The sequence below is a fragment of the Ruegeria sp. YKSD179 genome, from assembly GCF_059612885.1.
The window spans coordinates 18,893-41,529 of the sequence record NZ_JBXWRL010000018.1 but is presented as its reverse complement, the minus strand read 5'-3'; the positions used below and the strand labels follow the sequence as shown (position 1 = coordinate 41,529).

Genomic DNA, 22,637 nt, shown 5'->3' with positions numbered 1-22,637 from the left:
TGTCTTGGTTGCGACAGGCTTGCCCACCTTGCGCGCAACCCATAGATACGGGGGGTGAAAGGCGGCCCTGTCCAAGGCTTCAAAGCGATGTAAGCGGCAGGTTCCAGAGTGTCAACGCCGCGCCCTGTCGTGGCAAGAAAATAGGATGATTCCATGCCCAAAGGCCTCACTTTTTTGCCATCGTTGGCATTTGCTGCCGTGATGGCGCTGCCGCTTGTCGCTGAAACCAAGCCAGATGCGAAAACAGTTGTGGCCCGCGTCAATGGTGACGAGATCACATTGGGTCACGTCATTGCAACGACTGCAAACCTGCCGCAGCAGTACCAGCAGTTGGAGGATGAGGTTTTATACGACTTTATTCTCGAGCAGTTGGTTCAGCAGCAACTTCTAAGCCAGCAGCAAGAGAACCTGACCCAAAGAAATGCCCTGACGTTGGAAAACGAGTCGCGATCACTGCTTGCTGTGCAAACCGTGAATGCCATCACCGAAACAGAAGTCACCGAAGAGGCAATTCAGGCCGCTTATGATGCGCGGTTCGCAGATTTTGAAGGCGACGACGAGTTTGACGCAAGCCATATCCTTGTAGAAACCGAAGATGAGGCCAAGGCAATAAAGGCTCAGCTCGAAGATGGAGCAGACTTTGCGGAAATGGCAAAAGAGAAGTCCACGGGCCCCTCTGGTCCGAATGGCGGTGCACTTGGTTGGTTCGGCAAAGGACAGATGGTTCCTGAGTTTGAATCTGCGGTCGTCGAACTGGAAAAGGGTCAAGTTTCGGAACCGGTGCAAACCCAATTTGGCTGGCACCTTGTGATTCTGAATGACCGGCGCAAATCAAAGGCACCGGAATTCGACGCTATTCGTGAAGAATTGGCTCAAACCATTCGGCAGGACGCTATCCAGGCTCGGTTGGACGAATTGACCGAACAGTCCAAAATCGAACGCCCTGAAATTGAGGGCGCCGGTCCGGAAATTATCCGTCAGTTGGACCTAATTCAGGAGTAGACCAAACGTGGCCGCGATCACCAAAGTTTCCCCGCTGGCTCCAGCGGGCTTTCCAGAATTGCCATCGATCGATGGCGTGCGATTTGCCACGGTTGAGGCTGGAGTACGCTACCGGGGTCGCACAGACGTCATGTTGGCAGTTTTGGACCCCGGCACTTCGATTGCCGGAGTTTTTACGCGTTCAGCAACCCGTGCAGCACCAGTTCTCGACTGTCAGGAAAAAATTGGCGGCGCTAACGATAAGCCGGCAGCAATTCTTGTGAACTCAGGCAACGCAAACGCGTTTACGGGTCAATACGGTCAGACTTCGGTGACGGAGTTGACACAGGCCGTCGCCAAAGCCACCGGCGTGCCAATTGAAAGGGTATTCACATCGTCGACAGGCGTCATTGGCGAGCCATTACCCCACGATAGAATTGTCTCACAGCTTGAAGCGCTTAAATCTCGGCTCAGTCGCCACGCGATTGAAGATGCCGCCCGGGCAATTATGACCACCGACACATTTCCCAAGGGGGCCAGTACAAAGGTCGAAATCGGTGGAAAAACAGTCTCTATTGCAGGGATAGCCAAGGGGTCGGGAATGATCGCGCCAGATATGGCGACGATGCTGGTATACATATTCACGGATGCGGTGGTGAAACAATCAGAGTTGCAAAGCCTGTTGAGCACTCAAACAGATCGAACTTTTAACTGTATAACCGTCGATAGTGACACGTCGACATCTGACACGTTACTGCTGTGTGCAACCGGCGCTTCCGGCGTGGACGTAACCGGGAGCGCGGAATTTGCCCAAGCGCTGGAAACCGTAATGCTGGACTTGGCTCAGCAAGTCGTCCGCGACGGAGAAGGTGCAACGAAGTTCGTGGAGGTCCGCGTTACAGGAGCCGTTTCGGACGGCGATGCCAAGGTCCACGGATCGGCAATTGCCAACTCACCGCTTGTGAAAACTGCAATAGCAGGCGAAGACCCGAATTGGGGCCGTGTTGTAATGGCGATCGGAAAATCAGGAGCGGCAGCAGACCGCGACAAGTTGAGTATTTCCTTTGGTGATATTCTGGTGGCTGAAAACGGCTGGGTCAGCCCGGGTTACCGTGAGGAAGACGCCGCAGATTATATGAAAGGTCAGGACCTGGTTATTGCCGTCGATCTTGGGCTAGGCGATGGAGCATCCACTGTTTGGACCTGTGACCTGACCCACGGCTACATCGAGATAAACGCGGATTATCGCTCGTGAAGACCATATTAGTCTCTGCAGTTGCCCTGATTGATATCGAAGGAAGGGTGTTGTTGGCGCAGCGCCCCGAAGGTAAATCCATGGCTGGCTTGTGGGAATTTCCCGGAGGCAAGATCGAACATGGCGAAACGCCGGAATCCGCGCTGATCCGCGAATTGCACGAGGAACTTGGCATCGATACTTGGGCCTCGTGCCTGGCGCCGCTCACTTTTGCCAGCCACAGTTATGATGACTTCCATCTGCTGATGCCACTCTTTGCCTGCCGCAAATGGGAAGGTATACCGCAGTCCAAGGAAGGTCAGGCACTGAAATGGGTCCGTGCGCAAGATTTACGCAATTATCCGATGCCTGCAGCAGACGTGCCATTGATTCCGATTTTGCGGGATTGGTTGTAAATTCGGGGCAACTTAGAGTCGGCTTCAGTTCGGCGCATAACAACACAACGGGCACCCTGTTACAATTCGTAAGAATTGAGAAAACATCAGGAAAAAGTTGACGCTGATCGTTCTTGTGTTCCTAATCGGAACGCAGGTGGCCGGGGTATGGTCCGGACCCGCCATTTCCGACCCTGGGAGGGGTTGGACAGGGAGGAAAAAAGATTGGCTCAGACGCTGTCGGGCGCCGAAGGGATGTATTCTCTTCCGGCGCTGCTTCATCGCAATGCGACTCAATTTGGCGATGCCCCGGCCTATCGGGAAAAAGAGTTTGGAATCTGGCAATGCTGGTCCTGGGCTGAAACAGCCAAAGAGGTTCGGTCGATTGCATTGGGTTTTCTTGAAATTGGCGTCGAAAAAGGGGACCACATTGCCGTGATCGGACGCAACCGTCCGGCACATTATTGGTCTATGGTAGCGGCGCAAATGGTGGGCGCCGTGCCAGTGCCGCTTTATCAGGAATCCGTCGCTGAAGAGATGGCTTATGTGATGGAGCACTGCGGCGCAAAGTACGTAGTATGTGGCGATCAGGAGCAGGTCGACAAAGTTATCGAGATCCAGCAAAACCTGCATCAGGTCAAACATATCCTCTACACCGACAAGCGGGGGATGCGGAAATACGACCACAGCCAGATGAATGCTTTGTCCGACATCATGGCCGAGGGAAGCGCCGGGCACGCGAGATTTGATGCCGAACTGGACAAACGTATCTCTGAAATCACTTACGACGACACTTGTGTAATGCTTTATACGTCGGGCACCACGGGCAAGCCCAAGGGCGTAGTATTGTCGAACCGGAACGTTATCGAAAGCGCTAAGAATTCGTCGGACTTTGATCACCTGAACCAGAAAGAGGATATACTTTCCTATTTACCAATGGCTTGGGTCGGGGATTTCATTTTTTCGATCGGACAGGCCTATTGGTGCGGGTTCTGCGTAAATTGCCCCGAAAGTGCCGATACGATGATGACCGATCTGCGTGAGATCGGGCCGACATATTTCTTTGCTCCGCCGCGTGTATTCGAAACTCAGCTAACAAACGTCATGATTAGGATGGAGGATGCGAGCAATCTGAAGCAGCGGATGTTCCGTTATTTTATGGCGCACGCGAAGAAAGTGGGTGGCCGTCTGCTTGACGGTGGTCAAGTAGGACTTGCCGATCGCATGAAATATGCATTGGGCAATTTGCTGGTATACGGACCGCTGAAAGACACCTTGGGATACGGTCGATTCAGGGTCGGCTATACGGCAGGCGAAGCGATCGGGCCTGAAATTTTCGACTTTTATCGCTCACTGGGAATAAATCTAAAACAGCTATACGGCCAGACCGAAGCAACTGTATTTATTACTATTCAGCCGGACGGCGAGGTCCGAGCTGACACTGTGGGTGTGCCAGCGCCGGACGTCGAACTGAAAATCGACGATACAGGTGAGATTCACTATCGCTCGCCCGGGGTGTTTGTCGAATATTTCAAGAACCCCGAGTCTACTGCATCAACAAAGGATGCTGAAGGATGGGTTGCCACAGGCGATGCCGGATTTATCGAAGAAGAATCCGGCCATCTGCGTATTATCGACCGCGCTAAAGATGTCGGCAAAATGGCTGACGGATCGATGTTTGCCCCCAAGTATGTTGAAAACAAACTAAAGTTTTATCCTGACATCCTTGAGGTCGTTCTGTTCGGCAATGGAAAAGACCGTTGCGTAGCTTTTGTCAATATTGACCTGACGGCCGTGAGCAATTGGGCGGAACGGAACAACGTAGCTTATGCCTCCTATCAGGAATTAACCGGCCACCCCCGAGTATTAGAGACCATACGCAGCCATGTTAAAGAAGTGAACAAGTCAGTTGCAGCAGACGAGATGCTATCGGGCTGTCAGGTGCACCGCTTTGTGGTTCTGCACAAAGAACTGGATGCCGATGATGGCGAAATGACCAGAACCCGAAAAGTGCGCCGCCGCTTTGTCGAAGAAAAGTTTCAGGACATCATAGATGCGCTCTATGACGGTTCAAAAACCGTATCTACGACCACTGAAGTCACATACGAAGACGGTCGCAAGGGTTCGATCAGTGCAACCTTAGAAATTGTCGATGCGCCAGTTGTAAAGTCTACTGAACACAGGGTGGCCGCAGAATGATTGCCCACAGTGCGCCGCCTCATTCGGTTTCCCGTTTTTGCGTAAGTCAAGGAGCCACGGATGCTGGATAACTCCGAAGGATATATCACCGAAGATGGCCGAAAGATCGGTGGCGTGGTGATGGAGATGAAAAACATCACCCTGCGTTTTGGTGGAGTGGTGGCGATCAAGGATATTTCGTTTGATATCCGCGAAGGCGAAATCCGCGCCATCATTGGCCCCAACGGAGCCGGCAAGTCTTCGATGTTGAACGTGATCTCGGGGTTTTACTTACCGCAAGAAGGTGAGGTTTGGTTTCATGGCGCAAAGCGCCCCCAGATGCGCCCTTACGAGGTTGCGCGGCAAGGCATCGCTCGAACGTTCCAGAACATTGCATTGTTCGAAGGAATGAGCGTGTTGGATAATGTGATGACGGGACGCCTTAACTACATGAAAACAAATATCTTCCAGCAGGCATTGTGGAAGGGAAAGGCCGAGGCAGAAGAAGTCGAAAATCGTGAAGCGGTCGAAAAAATTATCGACTTTCTCGAAATTCAGCACATTCGCAAAACGCCAGTTTCGCGGCTGCCTTATGGCTTGAAAAAGCGTGTGGAACTGGCCCGTGCTTTGGCGGCCGAGCCAAAGCTGTTGTTATTGGACGAGCCGATGGCTGGAATGAATGTTGAAGAGAAAGAGGACATGAGCCGTTTTGTCCTCGATGTGAATGATGAATTCGGCACCACCATTGCTTTGATCGAACATGACATGGGCGTTGTGATGGACCTGAGCGACCGTGTGGTCGTGATGGATTACGGGCGCAAAATTGGTGACGGCACACCTGATGAGGTGCGCAACAACCAAGAAGTTATCGACGCCTATTTGGGAGTCAGCCATGACTAATTTCCGGTCTGACATTTGGGGGGGTAATAATGCCTGAGCAACTGGTATTTGCGATGGAGGTCATCCTCAACGGTTTGATGGCCGGTGTACTGTATGCGCTGGTCGCGCTAGGCTTTGTTCTGATCTACAAAGCGTCAGGAATTTTCAATTATGCGCAAGGTGTTATGGCCTTGTTTGCAGCTATGACACTGGTGGGCATAATGAACGGTCAGGTGCCGTTTGCACATCTGATCAACGCCGTTTTTGGAACACATATTCATAAGTTTGGCTGGAATATACCGGCGTTCGTGGCCATCCTTTTGACTATGGCCGTCATGGTCTTTCTGGCATGGGCGGTGCAAAGGTTCGTAATGCGGCATCTGGTCGGCCAGGAACCTATTATCCTGTTTATGGCCACGATAGGATTGGCCTACTTCCTGGAGGGTGTTGCGGATCTGATGTGGGGGTCCGAGATCAAGACACTGGATGTTGGTTTGCCGCAAGGCATCAACCTGTGGATTGACGAGGCAACGTTCAACATATTCGGGTACGGCTTCTTCATCGATAATCTGGATATTGTGGCCACGGTCATCGCAGCTTTGTTGGTGGCAGCTCTGGTTGCATTCAGCCAGTATACCAAACAGGGCCGGGCGATGCGTGCGGTTGCGGACGATCACCAAGCTGCGTTGTCAGTCGGAATTTCGCTGAATTTCATATGGGTGATGGTGTGGTCAGTCGCCGGTTTTGTCGCGCTGGTCGCGGGCATAATGTGGGGAACCAAGTCCGGAGTGCAGTTTTCATTATCGCTGATCGCTCTTAAGGCATTGCCAGTCCTCATGCTGGGTGGGTTCACATCGATCCCGGGCGCGATTGTGGGCGGGTTGATCATTGGGGTCGGCGAGAAGCTGTTCGAGTTTACCATAGGTCCCATGGTTGGCGGTGCCACGGAGAATTGGTTTGCCTACGTCTTGGCCCTGATCTTTCTTGTGTTCCGGCCACAAGGTCTGTTCGGCGAGAAAATCATCGAGAGGGTGTAGCGATGCAAAAGCTGATCGCCATCGTCAATGTCATTGCTTGGGCTGGCTTCTGGGCATTTGGTTATATCGCTGTCACCTCTGACAGTCTTAGTCAAAGCCAGATGGTTGTCGCCGCCTTGCTCGCATTTGCCGGGCTGGTCACAGGAGTTCTGGCTTACATGAAACTAGTGCGCGCCTCAGAATCGAGCGGATATGCAAAAAGGTCCAATCAATTGGACGCCGCCACTCGAAACCGGGCACAAGAAGAATGGGGAAAGTAAGACATGTTCTATCGTGAAGCAGGGGACTTCAAAGTCTCCTACGTTGATGACAGCCAGACTTTCCCAATCAAGTTTGACAGATATCGGTATTACTTTGTTTTAGCGGTGGCGTTCGGCATTATTCCATTTGTCATCAATGATTATTGGGCAAACGCCCTTCTGCTGCCATTCCTGATCTATGCGATCGCCGCAATTGGGTTGAATATTCTGGTTGGATATTGCGGGCAAGTCAGCCTTGGTACAGGCGGATTTATGGCGGTCGGTGCATACGCCTGTTACAAACTGATGACCGCCTTTCCCGATGTCAGCATGTTCATTCACGTTTTGCTAGCGGGCGGCATCACAGCTCTTGTCGGCGTGTTATTCGGGTTGCCTTCGCTGCGAATAAAAGGTTTTTACTTGGCCGTTGCCACGCTTGCAGCCCAGTTTTTTCTGGTCTGGCTTTTTAACCGAGTGCCGTGGTTCTACAACTACTCTGCATCAGGCCAGATCAACGCACCTGAACGCGATGTATTCGGCATTATCATCACGGGGCCAAACGCTCCGGCGTGGGCGACGTATCTGTTCTGCCTGATCTTCCTGACTGTTTGCGCCATTATTGCTCGCAACCTTACACGCGGCACAACCGGGCGCACGTGGATGGCAATCCGCGATATGGATATCGCCGCCGAGATAATCGGAGTTAACCCTCTAAAAGCGAAACTTACCGCGTTTGCAGTCAGCTCGTTCTTTGTAGGAGTATCCGGTGCACTGTTTTTTGCGGTATATCTCGGCGCTGTCGAAGTTGGCGAAGTGTTCGGCATCCAGAAATCATTTCTGGTGTTGTTCATGGTCATTATCGGCGGGTTAGGCTCGATTTTCGGATCCTTTGCGGGCGCTGCATTCCTAGTGCTGTTACCGGTGGTTCTAAAAGTTGTCGGAGCCGATTGGTTGGGTTGGCCGACAGATATCGTTGCCCACCTGCAATTGGTGATCGTAGGTGCGTTGATCATCATTTTCCTGATCCTTGAGCCACACGGCTTGGCGCAGCTTTGGCGCGTCGCGAAAGAGAAACTCAGACTATGGCCGTTCCCGCACTGAGCGGGGCTGGCCCAAAGAAAAGACGGGCATTAAGCCCGGACCAACATCGGATCAAAAAAGGGAGGAAACACCCGATGAAAAAGAAACTGGCAACCATTGCGCTGGGCGCACTGATGGCCGCGGGCCCGGCTATGGCCGATCTTGTGTTCCCATCGCTTAGCTATAGGACCGGACCGTACGCAGCGGGCGGCATTCCATTTGCCGATGGCTATGCTGACTATTTCACGCTGTTGAACGAACGTGACGGCGGAATTGGCGGTATTCCAGCCAAGGTGATTGAATGTGAAACAGGCTACAACACCGAGAAAGGTGTTGAATGCTATGAATCGACCAAGGGCGAAGGCGCGCTTGTGTACCAGCCGTTGTCGACCGGGATTACTTATCAGCTGATCCCGAAAACAATGGCAGACGGAATTCCGATGCACACGATGGGGTACGGCAGAACGTCGGCAAAGAACGGCGACGTGTTCAGCCATACGTTTAACTATCCGGCTAACTATTGGGATGGTGCCTCGGGCGCGATAAATTACCTGCTGGATGAAAACGGCGGCGACCTGAATGGCAAGAAGATTGCTTTGGTCTATCACAACTCGGCATACGGAAAAGAACCAATCCGTACCCTCGAGGAGCTATCGAAAAAGCATGGCTTTGAATTGGTAGCATTGCCGGTCGACCACCCAGGTCAGGAACAGAAGTCGCAGTGGCTTCAGATTCGTCGGGATCGTCCCGATTATGTCCTGATGTGGGGTTGGGGCGTCATGAACCAGGTTGCCGTACAGGAAGCCGCCAACATCCGGTTCCCAATGGAGAACTTCATTGGCATCTGGTGGTCAGGCTCTGAGAACGACGTACTGCCTGCAGGTGAGGCAGCAAATGGCTACAAGGCGCTTACATTCCACAACGTTGGTGCGGACTATCCGCTTTATGACGACTTGAAAAAGTACGTCGTTGATGCGGGCAAAGCGGCTGGCGCTGGCGATCAAGTCGGAACCGTTCTCTATAACCGTGGTCTCTATGCGGCGATGTTGGCAGCCGAAGCCGCCAAAAAGGCGCAAGAGATTTCTGGTAATGCAGACATCACCCCTGCCGACATGCGCGATGGCATGGAGGCATTGGAAATGACCGAAGCGAAGATGGCGGAACTTGGCATGCCGAATTTTGGCCCGACCTTTGCGGTGTCATGTGACAACCATGGTGGTGACGCCCTGGTAGGTGTGACCCAATGGGATGCGGCCAACAAAACATGGTCTCTGATTTCCGAATTCAAGGCAACGGACGGCGATGTAATTGGCCCGCTGATTGATGCGGACTCTGGCGCCTATGCCTCGGAAAACAACATCGCATCGCGCTGCAACTAAAGTGAAAAGCGAACCGGGACGGCAGATTGCTGCCGTCCTGAACACCCACGTCCACTAGTGGACAGGCATGAGGACACGCTGATGCTGGATGCGGCACAAAGCAATGACGTTCAGACGGAAACCCTGCTTGAGGTCAACAACATCGAGGTGATCTACAATCACGTTATCCTTGTGCTGAAGGGCGTGAGCCTGACTGTGCCGAAAGGTGGGATCACCGCTTTGTTGGGTGGCAACGGTGCTGGCAAGACAACAACCCTAAAAGCGGTTTCGAATTTGCTGCATTCAGAGCGAGGCGAAGTTACAAAGGGCACAATCGAGTATCGCGGCCAGAGCATTCACGAAAGCGACCCGGCAGATCTGGTTGAGAAAGGCGTTATTCAGGTTATGGAGGGTCGCCACTGCTTCGAGCACCTGACCGTCGAAGAAAATCTGCTAACCGGGGCCTACACGCGGAAGGATGGCAATACGGCTATTCAGCAAGACCTTGAATTAGTTTACAAATATTTCCCCAGGTTGCAGGAGCGCCGCCGTTCTCAGGCTGGTTATACGTCAGGTGGCGAGCAACAGATGCTCGCGATGGGACGCGCGCTGATGTCCCGTCCGGAAACGATTTTGTTGGACGAGCCTTCTATGGGACTGGCGCCGCAGTTGGTCGAAGAGATTTTCGGTATTGTGAAGGATTTGAACGAACAAGAAGGCGTTTCATTCCTACTGGCCGAGCAAAATACCAATGTCGCCCTGCGGTTTGCGCACTATGGGTACATTCTGGAGTCTGGCCGCGTCGTGATGGATGGTCCTGCGGCTGAACTGCGTGAGAACCCGGACGTAAAAGAATTCTATCTCGGCATGTCCGAAGAAGGCCGCAAAAGTTTTCGTGACGTGCGCTCATACCGCCGCCGCAAGAGGTGGTTGTAAGCGGATGGAGGAGTAGGTGATGACGAAGTTTTACGATGCCCTCGAAACCCGCTCGGCAGATCAGCGTGCTGCCGAACAAACGCGAGCATTGCGTGCTCAGATTGAAAAGGCCAAAACTGCGTCAGGGTATGCTGCGTATCTGGCAGATGTGGAACCGGAATCCATTTCTTCGATGGATTATTTGGTGAATATTCCCGTTCTTAGAAAGTCTGACTTAGTACGCGCTCAGGCGGATCATCCACCATTTGGCGGATTCACGTTAAAGCCGGCGGCACGATTCCATCACATCTTTCAGTCGCCGGGTCCGATCTATGAACCCGGAAGTACGGATCACGATTGGTGGCGGATGGGGCGGTTTGTCCATGCTGCCGGAGTCGGGCCCGAAGATATTGTTCAAAATTGCTTTGGTTATCACTTGACCCCCGCAGGAATGATTTTTGAAAACGGCGCCCGTGCGGTAGGGGCGGCAGTGCTTCCGGCCGGAACAGGGCAGACCGAATTGCAGGTCACTGCGGCACGTGATGTGGGATGCACAGCTTATGCCGGCACTCCGGATTATCTTAAAGTAATCTTGGACAAGGCCGAAGAAATGGGCGTTTTGCTAAATTTCAAGAAAGCCGTTGTTGGAGGCGGGGCTCTGTTCCCTTCTTTGCGGCAGGAATATGCGGATCGCGGGATCGCCTGTCTTCAATGTTATGCAACTGCGGATCTTGGCAACATCGCGTATGAAAGTCCCGCGATGGAGGGGATGATCATTGATGAACATGTGATCGTCGAGATCGTGACCCCGGGAACGGGAACTCCGGTGGAGCATGGGGATGTGGGCGAAGTGGTCGTCACCTCGTTGAACCCTGATTATCCACTCATACGTTTTGCGACAGGAGATTTGTCTGCAGTACTGCCAGGCGTGTCACCGTGTGGGCGAACCAACATGCGTATTAAGGGTTGGATGGGCCGCGCAGACCAAACCACAAAGATTAAGGGTATGTTTGTGCGCCCCGAACAGGTGGCCGCATTGGTCGATAAACATTCGGAAATCGTCAAGGCGCGCGTCATCGCGGCTCGTCACGGAGAGATGGATACTTTGACCGTGCAGATCGAAAGCCCCGGTGGCGACGACTCGGCCTACGCAAAAACCGTTGTTGAGGTACTAAAACTAAAGGGAGCCATAGAAGTTGTCGCGCCAGGCTCGCTGCCTAAGGATGGGTTGGTAATCGAAGATCAGCGGGTCTACGAATAACTGGGTGAACAACAAAAGCGTCAAAGAAACTTTGACGCGCCTACTGGTGTTTCCGAGCGTTTTAGTCGATTAAAGACAAATCGTTGGGATTGTCGATCAAAAGCCTGGTAAATGGCCAAAATCGAATTTGCAGAACACGGAACCCGCAATCGCGGAGCGCTGGGCACACGATTTGTCGGGTGCATTGCTTACACCGTGGCGGCAGCCTGTCTTTTACCAATGTTGGCTGTTGTCGTGGCGGCGGTCACTGGCGGCACGGATACAATCGCACATTTGCTGTCAACAGTTCTGCCGGAATACGTCCTGACCACTGCGATTTTGGTTTTATTGGTGTCGGCAGGCACGTTTTCCGTTGGGGTTGGTGCTGCCTGGTTGGTGACCATGACGCGTTTTCCGGGGGTTAGATTTTTGGAAATAGCGCTGGTCCTTCCGCTTGCATTTCCAGCTTACGTATTAGCCTACGCCTACACGTTTATTCTGGATCATCCCGGCATTGTACAGTCCACCTTGCGGCAAGTAATGGACTGGGGTCCCCGGGATTACTGGTTTCCTGAAATTCGATCCATTGAAGGTGCAGCAGTAATGCTGATCCTTGTGTTGTATCCTTATGTCTACCTTTTGGCTCGAGCGGCTTTTCTTCAACAAAGCGCTACCGCATTTTTAGCCGCGAGAGCACTGGGAAACAGCGCATGGGCGGCTTTTTGGCGTGTATCATTGCCCATGGCGCGTCCAGCTATAGCAGGCGGTGTGCTTTTGGCGGTGATGGAGACAATCGCAGATTTCGGCACTGTTGCGTATTTTGGCGTTCAGACCTTTGCGACGGGTATTTACACAAGCTGGTTCTCGATGGCTGATCGTGCAGCGGCGGCTCAACTGGCGTCTTGCCTCCTGGTTTTTGCCTTGGTAATGGCAGTGGCCGAACGGACTCAACGTGGCAAGGCAAAATACTATCAAACCGGCAAGCGTCACGCGGGAATGGGTGCGGCACAGCTGAATGGCTGGCAATCAGTCGCCGCGTTCACGTTGTGCAGCATACCAGTGTTGTTGGGGTTTTTGTTGCCCGTTTTCATTCTGGTGCAAATGGGTATGGATTCCGAGCAGGATTTGTTTTCCCGGCGCTATCTGGGTTTTATCCGTAACTCGCTGTTGTTGGCGGGAACAGCGGCGCTGGTCACGGTTTGCGCCGCAATCGGCGTTGGTTTCTTTCAACGCCTTAGACCGGGGCGCGGGTCGAATATGGCGGCTTATATGGCCAGATTGGGCTACGCAGTGCCCGGAGGCGTTATCGCCGTAGGGCTGATGGTGCCTTTCGCCATGTTCGACAATACTTTGGACGCTTGGATGCGCCAAAATTTCGGAATATCGACAGGATTGTTGGTCACAGGATCAATTTGGCTGTTGATAGCGGCATACATGGTTCGATTTCTCGCTGCGGCCCTCAGCGCGTATGAAGGCGGGTTAAGCACTGTTCACAGCAACATGGATGCGGCGGCTCGGTCATTGGGGCAAACGCCTCTGGGCACATTGCGCCGGGTTCATCTGCCAATTCTGACACCATCGCTGCTGACTGCGTTATTGATTGTTTTCGTTGATGTAATGAAAGAACTGCCAGCGACACTGATCATGCGACCGTTCAACTTTGACACACTTGCGGTTCAGGCCTATCGGCTGGCTTCGGACGAACGGTTGGAGGGCGCAGCGGTTCCGTCACTGGTCATATTGGCAGTAGGGTTGTTACCAGTAATTCTGATCTGTCGTCAGGTTGGCCGACGGTAACAGGTGGAAATGAAAATGCGCAATCTAAGAGCGGTAGGCTTGATTCTATTTGGATTTCCGGCGAGGCTTGGATCATGAACATGCAGCCTCCCAGCCGGTTTCCCTCACGTCCGGCGCAGATGCCGGTTTCCTTTGACCGGCGTGAGATGTCTCAGATTCTGTCCGTATATGGCCGGATGGTCGCCGCCGGGGAATGGCGCGACTATGGAATATCCAACCTGCGCGATGTGGCGATATTCTCCATATTCCGAAGAACAGCAGAACACCCGATCTACCGTGTGGAAAAGCACCCGGGATTGCGTTTGCGTCAAGGGATGTATTCCGTGGTCGGAATGGATGGTCGTATCCTGAAACGAGGGCAAGATCTGCGAACAGTTCTTAGGGTTCTGGAGCGAAAATTAATCCGGGCTGTAGACCCTGATTAAAGCCTAATGTGCGACGTAATGGCTCCGTCTCCCTGTTTCTCGATACGATAGATCGCTTTGTCCATCGGCTCATATGCCACAGCCATGTGGTAGGCGTTTGCGTGTAGCAGCAAATTCTCGCCCGCGACCCAGGCAACGTGACCTTTCCAGAACAACAAGTCGCCGCGTTCGGCCAGTGTGCCCCCGGGCAAGGTTTTGCCCAGCTGACGTTCTTGATCGCTGCTATCGCCGGGGCAAGCTGTTCCGCAAGCCAGTAGCCCGGCTTGTACCAGACCTGAGCAATCCAGACCGAACCGGCTGTTGCCGCCCCAAAGATAAGGTGTGCCAAGAAACTGCTCAGACACTGCGACAGGATCGGTCAAACGGGAAAAAGTTGGAATGGCATGCACCTGGGGTACATACCCCAACTCGGTTTCCAGAAAGCCATGTTGTTCAGACAATGCTCTTATCCTGCTGCCATGACTCAACGACAGAATATCGGCGCTTTTCATGTCTGGTTGGGTATACACATGAGTTGCCGGAGCAAGTATCCAATGTGTCTCGGGGCTAAGTTCTCCCAGTTGACCAGAGGCAACCCACCCGCGGTAGCCATCCTTGTCCGAGATCACCAAACTCCACTCGTCAGCGACATCGGACACTGTGACGGTGTCGCCAAATAACAGTTGCCGGTCCCGCTGACCCTTGGGCTCCCGAAGAAGATCAACTACAGGGTTTACTACGCGTCGTTGGCTCATAAACCCAAAACCTCCGGCAGCGCGGCGAGTATTGCGCGAGGCCCCTGCCCCAATCCACCTTTGCTGCGACCCGGTTCCTTCGTGCGTTGCCAGGAATAGATGTCAAAATGAAGGTAACGGCATTCGTCGACAAATCGACGAAGGAACAAAGCTGCGGTTATCGAACCTGCAAAACCGCCCGATGGTGCATTATCCAAATCCGCGATCCCAGGTTCGATCATGGCCTCATATGGAGTGTGAAGCGGAAGCCTCCAGACTGGATCAGCGGTGGCTTGTCCTTTCTGCTGCACTATTTCCGCAACTTTATCGTCGTTGGAATAGAAAGGGGCGATATCTGGTCCGACGGCAACGCGAGCGGCCCCGGTCAAAGTGGCCATCGAGATAACAAGGTCAGGGTGTTCCTCAGCAGCAAAAGCAAGAGAGTCGGCCAGCACCAGCCGACCTTCGGCGTCAGTATTGTTAATCTCAACTGTCAAACCGTTTCTTGCCGTCAGAATATCCCCGGGTCTGAAGGCGTTGCCGGCCACAGCATTCTCAACCGCAGGAATCAGAACGCGTAGTTGTAGGGGCAGTTCCAAAGCCATGATCATGCGCGCCAAGCCCAACACGTTTGCGGCCCCACCCATATCTTTTTTCATTAACCCCATGGCAGAAGCTGGTTTTAAGTCCAGTCCACCGGTATCAAAACAGACGCCTTTGCCAACCAAAGTCAGTTTGGGCCCTTTGTGTCCCCAGTTCACCTCAATCAATCGCGGAGCTTGTTCTGCGGCACGGCCAACGGCGTGAATCATTGGAAAGTTGTCCCTTAACAGGGCTTCTCCGAGGACCACTTTGCACGAGGAGTCAAATTCTTGCGCCAATGCCTCGGCCGCAGACTGCAGCTGTTCGGGGCCCATGTCGGATGCAGGTGCGTTGACCAGATCGCGGGTCAAAGCCTCGGAATTGGCCAATGTTTCAATCCGAGTAACATCCACGCCTTCGGGTGCAGTCAGCCTTGCTTTGCTTGACGATTGGTCAGCGTACTTGTCAAAGCTGTAGGCTGTCATCAGCCAGCCCAAACATTCGTTTTCCAGAATGGCATCCGGCAGCTCTGATGAGATTCGGTACGAGCCTTTTGGCAAAGCTTCAGCTGCGGCAGCCAACGGAAATCGTTTACGTGCACGTTTTTCTGCGCTACCGAATCCTGCAACGGCTTTGGCCGGTGAACCGTCCGGCTCCGGCAACAAAATGACTTGCCCTAAAGCACCGGTGAATCCGTTTGCCGTGACCCATGCGGCAACCTGAGTTGGCTGTTCCTGCAACCATGCTTCAAGATCAGGTTGTGCCACGACTTCAAGAGCAATGGTGGACTCGTCGGGTGCTGCAAAGGACAAAGGCATAGGCTTCTCGGGGCTGTTGTGTTCGCGCCAAGATTATCCGCCAAAGTCCTGCCTGCAACCCCCGGTCAGACTGTCAGGTCCTTTTGGTCCCAAACGGCAGTCAAGGAGCGTTCACCTACCCTAATCAATCGTCTCAGTGTCGCTCCCGTAGCGACGGCGTCACCAGCATCTATTGTGTGGGACACGTCTTCTGCCACGCGGGCAAGTGCTGTCATCCCAACCTGATCCGAAATACCGACAAGCGACCGAACGCATTTGCGCAGATTGGCCCAATTCCGCTGACGCCAGTGTTGTTCGCAATTGGAAATGCGTAAGGCCAGTTCCTCGATCGTGCGACTCAGCACGTCTGTAGCATTCGCATCAACCAATTGCCGGTACAGAACGTTCAAGCGGTCCGGATCCAGGCGCACGGATTCCTTTTGTTCTAGTGTGATAATATTGTTCACCACATTCACCCCAATTGTTGCGCCCCCACGGCGCCGGTCAAAAATTGCGTCCAATCCTTGCTAAATCGTTGCACTGCAGGAAGATTATGTTTCGAATTTTTTGAGAATTTGTACGAGCTGCTTTCTTTACCTGGGAGAGTTCAAAGGTGGATTGCGCACAGCCTTTGCTGGAAACGCTTGAATTTCTACCAGGGTCGCCAAGGTCATTTCTGCCCATTTGTGTCGGGTTAGAGCCTTTTTTCTTCTTCATGCAATAGTTGGAAATCTTGTATTGAGCTGTGCGTATCTGATGTCTGATATCGCGAGTTGTCTGTATAACGTCCCCAACCAATTTCTATTAAGGAGCGTGACATGCGATTCATAAAACGTATTCTCTTAACTTTGCTTGTCCTCATTTTGGCTCTTGTTGGCGTCTCTTATTTGTTGCCGAGTAAGGCGGAAGTTTCCAGCAGTATCACTATCAACGCTCCCGCCAGTGCAATCTTTCCTTATGTAAATTCCATGCAACAGACCGAAAAATGGTCGCCATGGTTGTCCCGCGACCCGCAGACCGAGTTGTCATACAGCGGTCCCGAGGCTGGGGTGGGCAATACTTTGTTATGGAGCTCTGACCATCCGCAAGTTGGCAGTGGATCGCAGGAGATCATCGAGAGCATCCCAGATCAATCCGTTAAGACGGCTTTGAATTTTGGGCCGATGGGGACTGCTTCGGCCTCGTTTCAATTGAAACCTGAGGGAAATCAAACGCAAGTAACTTGGGGATTCGAATCTGAATTGGGATTGAACCCTATGTCGCGTTGGATGGGGCTGATGATGGATAATTGGGTTGGTGGCGATTATGAAAGGGGTCTAGTGAATTTGAAAACTCTGGTTGAACAGCAGGCCTGAAAATCGACGGTGTCCAAGTATTTTATGGTCTGAAAACAAGGTCGACTGAGCAGACCAAATGATCTAACACCTTTCAGATAATGGCGAAAACTCAGGGCATTTTGCCCGAATGGCAGGGGAAGTAATCTGATGGCAATCACCGAGAGCGAGATAGCTGAGGCTCGGGTAGCTTGGGGCAAAGCACTAGTGGCAATCGCCAAGGCTTACGAGGTCGAGGGTATAGATGGCGCGCGGTTGATTGCGGAAAAGACACTGGATTCTGCTTATGGCTATAACCTTGGACCGGTTCTGTTCAAACCGACTATGGCAAGCGGCAAGCAAACATTTCGCCCAACCAGAAAGGGCGCGTTGTCTTATTTCGTTGGTCATGATGCAGAATACCCTTTGGACAGTGGCTTTGGCTTAAAAGGTTGGCGAACGGTTACATCAGAGACATCTGCAACTTTCATCGAAGGCGATGTTGCGATGTGGATGGGTTGGGTATTGATGACGGACAAAGATGGCAATGAGGCCAAGGTGGATAAAAGTTGGGGTTACAAAAAAGATGCCAACGGAACGCTGCGCATCATATTGCATCATTCGTCTTTGCCATACCAACCATGATGGTCATCAAAGTGGGATCGCTTGAGGCCCTTAGGTAATATTCAATTTTTGCACACGGCCTTTCGTGAACCCGCTCATCGTCAAGTGACACAAAAAACCCCGCCATGTGCTGGCGGGGTTCTTTATCAGTCAACGCATGAATGGATGTTCAAATCAGCCTTTTTTCAGAACCTCACGACCCAACAACTCAGCGATCTGAACTGCGTTCAATGCGGCGCCTTTGCGCAGGTTGTCAGAAACACACCATAAATTCAGGCCATTCTCCACAGTCGAATCCTGCCGAATACGACTGATGAAAGTCGCAAAATCTCCTGCGCACTCTACCGGTGACACGTATCCACCGGCTTCGCGCTTGTCGATTACCATGATTCCCGGAGCTTCGCGTAAGATGTCGCGTGCTTCATCTTCGTCCAGAAATTCTTCGAACTCGATATTTACTGCCTCGGAGTGGCCAACAAAGACCGGTACACGCACACAGGTCGCGGTGACTTTGATCGAAGGGTCGACGATCTTCTTTGTTTCAACGACCATCTTCCACTCTTCCTTGGTCGAGCCGTCTTCCATGAAGACGTCGATTTGCGGAATGACGTTAAACGCGATCTGTTTCTGAAACTTTTTAGGTTCAACTTCGGTTGTAGGGTTATAGATGGCCTTGGTCTGATCCCACAGTTCATCCATCCCTTCTTTGCCAGCGCCAGATACAGACTGGTAGGTTGAAACAACAACGCGCTTGATCTTGGCGCGGTCGTGCAATGGCTTAAGCGCCACAACCATCTGTGCGGTCGAGCAATTGGGGTTAGCGATTATATTCTTGTTCTTGTAATCGTGGATCGCTTGCGGGTTGCACTCTGGCACAATCAACGGGATATCCGGATCGTACCGGTAAAGCGAAGAGTTATCTATAACCACGCAGCCTGCATCGGCCGCTTTGGGGGCATAAATCTTGGTCGCCTCAGATCCCACAGCGAATAAAGCAATATCCCAACCTGCAAAGTCGAACGTATCCAGGTCTTTGGTCGTGAGCGTTTTGTCGCCAAAGCTGACCTCAGTACCCAAGGAACGACGGCTAGCCAGTGCGGCAATTTCATCGATGGGGAACTGGCGTTCATCCAGTATGTTCAGCATTTCGCGGCCCACGTTACCCGTGGCGCCGACGACAACGACGCGATAGCCCATTTCATGTCTCCAAAGTTAAGGACGCGCGTTCATAGCTGCGTTGCAGAAAAGAAAAAAGGCCAATTGCACAGGAATTCCGCGCAAATCACCGATTTGACGTGATTGTGGCCGTTACGGTGCGTCCAGCAGAGCGCGATAGACCCGGACGATTGCTTGCGCCTCGTCCTCGATTCGAAAGTATTGTTCGACATGGGCGCGGGCAGCGTTTCCTGTTTCGGATAGTTTTTCAGGATCGCTGAGCATGTCATGCAGGGCGTCGGCCAACGCCCGTACGTTGTCTTTTTCCACCAGCCGACCAGTCACCCCATTTTTAATCTGAGCACTAAAGGCGCCTACACCGTCGCTAGCTATTACCGGCACGCCCGAAGCCATCGCCTCCAATGGTGTCAGACCAAACCCTTCGTGGCGCGCTGGGGCGACAAACAAGTCAAGAGCGCGGTACATTTCAACGATTTCTTCCCACGGACGCTCTCCAAGAAAATGCAGCCGGTCGGACAACCCGGCTGCGGCAACTTTTTCTTCTAGTTCCTTTTGGAAACCTTCAAATTCTTTGGTTGCACGTCCGGTGAACACGATCTGGGCGTCGGGATGCCTGGGAAGAACCTCGATTGCGGCATCTACCAGCAGATCGACGCCTTTCTGCGGCCGAATTCGGCCAAAGCATCCAATGAGAGTGCCATTAGGTAACCCAACCGAAGCACGAAGTAACTGTTTGTCACTTGTTGGATGGAATAATTCAGTGTTCACGCCGTGCATTATCACGGTAGCAGGGTATTTCAGAAAGGATGCCGCCTGAGGTGTCGTTGCAATCAGCCCATCCATCCTGGAAATCAGCCACTTGGTAAACCGGGAATGGTCGCGTTGTGCGGCTGAAGTGAACAAAAGCCTAAAGTTACACCGCAAGATCGACTTTAACACTAGCCCCATCAGCATCTCGGTGTTTCGTCGCGCATGCCAAACCCGACGGATTTTTCGCGAAAGAAATGGTACTTTCCAGAGCCTAATATGGGGAATATCAGACGGAAGCCCGGGTCCGGTCGCGCGAATTCCAATCATTTTTTGCTGAATCGGAAGCAGTCGAACAACGGTTGTGGTTACGCCAGAAAGACTGTGTTTCAGATTGGGGGCTATTACTTCGATTTCCTGCACGGGCTGTCTCCGATCCGTCAGTCCACGCTGTCCCGGCTGAATAGGTAGATCAGACAGCCAAAAACAAGGGCAACTGCAAAAAACGCAAAGATCTCAGTGTATGGTGCCGTTGGACTAATATTGACATTGGCCGCGTGAATGCGCCCGGTCGCAAATTGCGCTAACCCAACTCCGCCAATGCCAAACAGGTTTAGCAGTGTCACACCGCGGCCAACTAGATGCGCCGGAATGAATGCACGCCCATGTGCCATGATGACCGGAAAGCTGGCCCCCAGAAATCCTATGACGGCCAATAACAAAGCCGAGAACCACACGGAATCTTCGATCCAAAGGCACAAAAACGCCAGAGCACCCGCGCCCAGGGCGTTTCCACCAAAGATTACCCATTTGCGGGTTTTCAAGATTCGATCCAAGGGACCGTAAGCGAAGGTTCCCGCGATCATCGCGGCACCCATGATCAATGTAACTTGACCGATTTGTGTGGTACTTAGCCCAAAAACATCCCGCAGGTAAGGCCCAGCCCAAAGTCCGCGCAAGGCGGCAGATGGCGCATAGGCTACAAGCATCAGTGGCAGGATCGTCCATAAAGCAGGGTTTTTCAAAAGGCTTAGCACAGTACCTTTATGTTCTGTCTCTACCCTCTTGGGGTCGGTTACAGAGACCCAGATTCCCATCGCCACAACGGTGGAGACGAATGCCAAACCGCCCAGAGTAGCGCGCCAGCCCATTAGCTCAACAGCCAGCGCTGTTGGATAGGACGCGACCAGATTTCCGATCGAGCCAACACCCAACATAACTGCGGCGAGGGTCGCAAACTTTGCAGGCGGAAACTCTCGGGCGAATATGAAATAAGAAGCCATCAGCACCGGTGAACATCCAACGCCGATCAGCCCCATCGCCACAGACACATGCATTGGCGTTGTGGCGACCGCAAACAATGCTGCTCCGCCTCCACCGCCAAGCAACAACAAGATCGATGCGGTTTTGCGGGGTCCGATACGGTCCAGTGCCCAACCAACCGGGATTTGCATGGCGGCAAATATCAAAAACCAAAGACCCGAGGCAAACGCCAAGTCCTCTGGCGACGCACCAATATCGCGTCCCAAGTCGGTGGTCAGAACCGCCAGAAATGCCCTGAAGAACTGGCTGAGGACGTAAGCCAGACACAAAATGATCAAACCTGCCTGCATCCAGTCCTCCTTATCCGAATGCTTGGCATGTCACGCTGCCGTGCACAAGCTCATGCGATATGATTCAGGTTTGGGAAACCGATAAGGATCACGCTATCTTCAACGAGAATTACTTTTTGCGGATCAATGATGACTGACAGAGATTCTCAATTTTATGCGACGGTTCCGATTTCTGACGACTTCCTCAGCCTAAGCGAGCCCGATCAGTTCCGGGCTCTACCCGACAGCTGGTATGTCGGGGTGGCCGATATCGTTGACTCGACCGGAGAAATTGCGCGAGGTCGGTACAAAACCGTCAATATGGTTGGCGCGGCGGTGATATCGGGTATGATTAACGCTTTGGATGGTCGCGTCTTTCCCTACGTGTTTGGAGGGGATGGCGCAGCATTTGCGGTGCCGTCTGAGGATGCTGAAATTGCGCATCGAACTCTGGCCATTTTGCGTAGTTGGGCCAAAGCCGAGTTTGATATCGCCTTGCGTGCGGCTCTGATACCAGTCAAAGCCATTAGGCAGGCAGGTCGCGACATCAGAGTGGCCCGATATGCGCCTTCATCAGGTGTAGACTATGCTATGTTATCTGGCGGCGGTTTGGCCTGGACTGAAGGGCAAATGAAAGCTGGAAATTTTGCTGTGCCACCCAACGATAGCGACACGCAGCCCGATTTGACCGGGCTTTCTTGTCGCTGGTCCAACAGTGCAGCTCGCCATGGTCAAATCGTTTCACTCGTTATTCAGCCCGATTCCGAGTCTAACGAAAGCGATTTTGCGGAAATTGCAAAATTGGTATTGTCCACGGCACAGTCCTTAGACAGGGCTGGGCACCCGGTTCCCGAACACGGACCTCCAATAAAATGGCCTCCGCCAGGTGTTGATTTGGATGCGCATGTCTCACGTCAGGGACGAAACTTGTTTCTGCACAAGCTCAGACTGCTTGCCGAAAACCTATTCCTAGGACTTTTGTTCAAGTCGGGCATGCGATTGGGAAACTTTGAACCAGTGCATTATCAGCGAATGGTCAGCAGTAACTCAGATTTCCGCAAATTTGACGACGGCTTGAAAATGACGCTGGATTGCGACCCTGCCACGCTGTCCCGGATCGTCCAAATTTTAGACGACGCACAGAAAATCGGTAAAATCCGTTATGGCTTGCACGCCCAACAGGAGGCGATGATGACCTGCTTTGTCCCTTCAGCGATGCGCGATGACCACGTGCATTTCGTTGATGGTGCATCCGGCGGCTATGCGCAGGCCGCGGCGATGATGCGCGCACAGTAAGATAATGTTTTAATAAGAGATTGCGCTTTCACCTGAAAA

General features: G+C 52.7%; 22 protein-coding genes. 16 read left to right on the top strand and 6 right to left on the bottom strand.

What is annotated here, in order from left to right:
- Positions 1–153: 153 nt before the first annotated feature.
- The 13 genes from AC2FNE_RS11450 (at position 154) to AC2FNE_RS11390 (ending at position 13,758) form a co-directional block, all read left to right on the top strand.
- On the top strand, positions 154–1,002 hold the full coding sequence (locus AC2FNE_RS11450) for a peptidylprolyl isomerase (protein WP_170606427.1): 849 nt from the start codon (positions 154–156) through the stop codon (positions 1,000–1,002).
- 7 nt (positions 1,003–1,009) lie between these two features.
- Positions 1,010–2,236 (top strand): bifunctional glutamate N-acetyltransferase/amino-acid acetyltransferase ArgJ, encoded by a 1,227-nt coding sequence (gene argJ, locus AC2FNE_RS11445; protein ID WP_170606425.1) that lies wholly within the window; start codon positions 1,010–1,012, stop codon positions 2,234–2,236.
- Complete coding sequence (mutT, locus tag AC2FNE_RS11440; RefSeq protein ID WP_170480869.1) at positions 2,233–2,631, top strand: 8-oxo-dGTP diphosphatase MutT; 399 nt, start codon at positions 2,233–2,235, stop codon at positions 2,629–2,631. Before argJ ends, mutT begins: the two co-directional genes overlap by 4 nt.
- Before the next feature lie 234 nt (positions 2,632–2,865).
- Complete coding sequence (locus tag AC2FNE_RS11435; protein WP_170606622.1) at positions 2,866–4,809, top strand: AMP-binding protein; 1,944 nt, start codon at positions 2,866–2,868, stop codon at positions 4,807–4,809.
- Positions 4,810–4,869: 60 nt separating this feature from the next.
- Complete coding sequence (locus AC2FNE_RS11430; protein ID WP_170606423.1) at positions 4,870–5,688, top strand: ABC transporter ATP-binding protein; 819 nt, start codon at positions 4,870–4,872, stop codon at positions 5,686–5,688.
- A gap of 29 nt (positions 5,689–5,717) precedes the next feature.
- Positions 5,718–6,704, top strand: a complete 987-nt coding sequence (locus tag AC2FNE_RS11425; protein WP_170480863.1) for a branched-chain amino acid ABC transporter permease — start codon at positions 5,718–5,720, stop codon at positions 6,702–6,704.
- 2 nt (positions 6,705–6,706) lie between these two features.
- A complete protein-coding gene (locus AC2FNE_RS11420; RefSeq protein ID WP_170606421.1) occupies positions 6,707–6,964 on the top strand; it encodes a hypothetical protein in 258 nt (85 codons plus the stop codon).
- Positions 6,965–6,967: 3 nt separating this feature from the next.
- Entirely contained in the window at positions 6,968–8,044 is a 1,077-nt protein-coding gene (locus tag AC2FNE_RS11415) for a branched-chain amino acid ABC transporter permease (RefSeq protein ID WP_170480859.1), read from the top strand.
- A gap of 74 nt (positions 8,045–8,118) precedes the next feature.
- Positions 8,119–9,402 (top strand): ABC transporter substrate-binding protein, encoded by a 1,284-nt coding sequence (locus tag AC2FNE_RS11410; RefSeq protein ID WP_170606419.1) that lies wholly within the window; start codon positions 8,119–8,121, stop codon positions 9,400–9,402.
- An 81-nt stretch (positions 9,403–9,483) separates the two neighbouring features.
- Complete coding sequence (locus AC2FNE_RS11405) at positions 9,484–10,317, top strand: ABC transporter ATP-binding protein (protein WP_170606620.1); 834 nt, start codon at positions 9,484–9,486, stop codon at positions 10,315–10,317.
- A 19-nt stretch (positions 10,318–10,336) separates the two neighbouring features.
- Positions 10,337–11,557: a phenylacetate--CoA ligase family protein gene (locus AC2FNE_RS11400; protein WP_170606417.1), complete on the top strand. Its 1,221-nt coding sequence runs from the start codon at positions 10,337–10,339 to the stop codon at positions 11,555–11,557.
- Positions 11,558–11,668: 111 nt separating this feature from the next.
- A complete protein-coding gene (locus tag AC2FNE_RS11395) occupies positions 11,669–13,333 on the top strand; it encodes an ABC transporter permease (protein WP_170606415.1) in 1,665 nt (554 codons plus the stop codon).
- 74 nt (positions 13,334–13,407) lie between these two features.
- Complete coding sequence (locus tag AC2FNE_RS11390) at positions 13,408–13,758, top strand: DUF2794 domain-containing protein (RefSeq protein ID WP_170480851.1); 351 nt, start codon at positions 13,408–13,410, stop codon at positions 13,756–13,758.
- Here AC2FNE_RS11390 and AC2FNE_RS11385 read toward each other — a convergent pair.
- The 3 genes from AC2FNE_RS11385 to AC2FNE_RS11375 form a co-directional block, all read right to left on the bottom strand.
- Positions 13,755–14,492: an NlpC/P60 family protein gene (locus tag AC2FNE_RS11385; RefSeq protein WP_496805414.1), complete on the bottom strand. Its 738-nt coding sequence runs from the start codon at positions 14,490–14,492 to the stop codon at positions 13,755–13,757. The genes AC2FNE_RS11390 and AC2FNE_RS11385 overlap by 4 nt on opposite strands.
- Entirely contained in the window at positions 14,489–15,871 is a 1,383-nt protein-coding gene (locus tag AC2FNE_RS11380; protein WP_496805413.1) for a leucyl aminopeptidase family protein, read from the bottom strand. The genes AC2FNE_RS11385 and AC2FNE_RS11380 overlap by 4 nt, the downstream gene beginning before the upstream one ends.
- A 65-nt stretch (positions 15,872–15,936) precedes the next feature.
- The gene (locus AC2FNE_RS11375; RefSeq protein ID WP_496805429.1) at positions 15,937–16,326 is read right to left on the bottom strand and encodes a hypothetical protein; all 390 of its coding nucleotides are present in this window, start codon (positions 16,324–16,326) and stop codon (positions 15,937–15,939) included.
- A 342-nt stretch (positions 16,327–16,668) separates the two neighbouring features.
- Between AC2FNE_RS11375 and AC2FNE_RS11370 the strand changes: the two genes are divergently transcribed.
- Both AC2FNE_RS11370 and AC2FNE_RS11365 read left to right on the top strand, forming a co-directional pair.
- Positions 16,669–17,205: an SRPBCC family protein gene (locus AC2FNE_RS11370; RefSeq protein ID WP_496805412.1), complete on the top strand. Its 537-nt coding sequence runs from the start codon at positions 16,669–16,671 to the stop codon at positions 17,203–17,205.
- 129 nt (positions 17,206–17,334) lie between these two features.
- Positions 17,335–17,808 carry a metal-independent carbonic anhydrase family protein gene (locus AC2FNE_RS11365; protein ID WP_496805411.1) on the top strand — a complete coding sequence of 158 codons (474 nt, stop codon included), beginning with the start codon at positions 17,335–17,337 and terminating at the stop codon, positions 17,806–17,808.
- 153 nt (positions 17,809–17,961) lie between these two features.
- Here the strand turns inward: AC2FNE_RS11365 and AC2FNE_RS11360 are convergent, their stop codons facing one another.
- From AC2FNE_RS11360 to AC2FNE_RS11350, 3 genes are all read right to left on the bottom strand, one after another.
- Positions 17,962–18,984 carry an aspartate-semialdehyde dehydrogenase gene (locus tag AC2FNE_RS11360; protein WP_170606408.1) on the bottom strand — a complete coding sequence of 341 codons (1,023 nt, stop codon included), beginning with the start codon at positions 18,982–18,984 and terminating at the stop codon, positions 17,962–17,964.
- 111 nt (positions 18,985–19,095) lie between these two features.
- Complete coding sequence (locus tag AC2FNE_RS11355) at positions 19,096–20,133, bottom strand: glycosyltransferase family 4 protein (RefSeq protein ID WP_496805410.1); 1,038 nt, start codon at positions 20,131–20,133, stop codon at positions 19,096–19,098.
- Between the two features lie 17 nt (positions 20,134–20,150).
- On the bottom strand, positions 20,151–21,323 hold the full coding sequence (locus AC2FNE_RS11350; RefSeq protein ID WP_496805409.1) for an MFS transporter: 1,173 nt from the start codon (positions 21,321–21,323) through the stop codon (positions 20,151–20,153).
- Positions 21,324–21,449: 126 nt separating this feature from the next.
- Between AC2FNE_RS11350 and AC2FNE_RS11345 the strand changes: the two genes are divergently transcribed.
- Complete coding sequence (locus tag AC2FNE_RS11345; RefSeq protein WP_496805408.1) at positions 21,450–22,598, top strand: DUF3095 domain-containing protein; 1,149 nt, start codon at positions 21,450–21,452, stop codon at positions 22,596–22,598.
- The last annotated feature ends 39 nt before the right edge of the window (positions 22,599–22,637 follow it).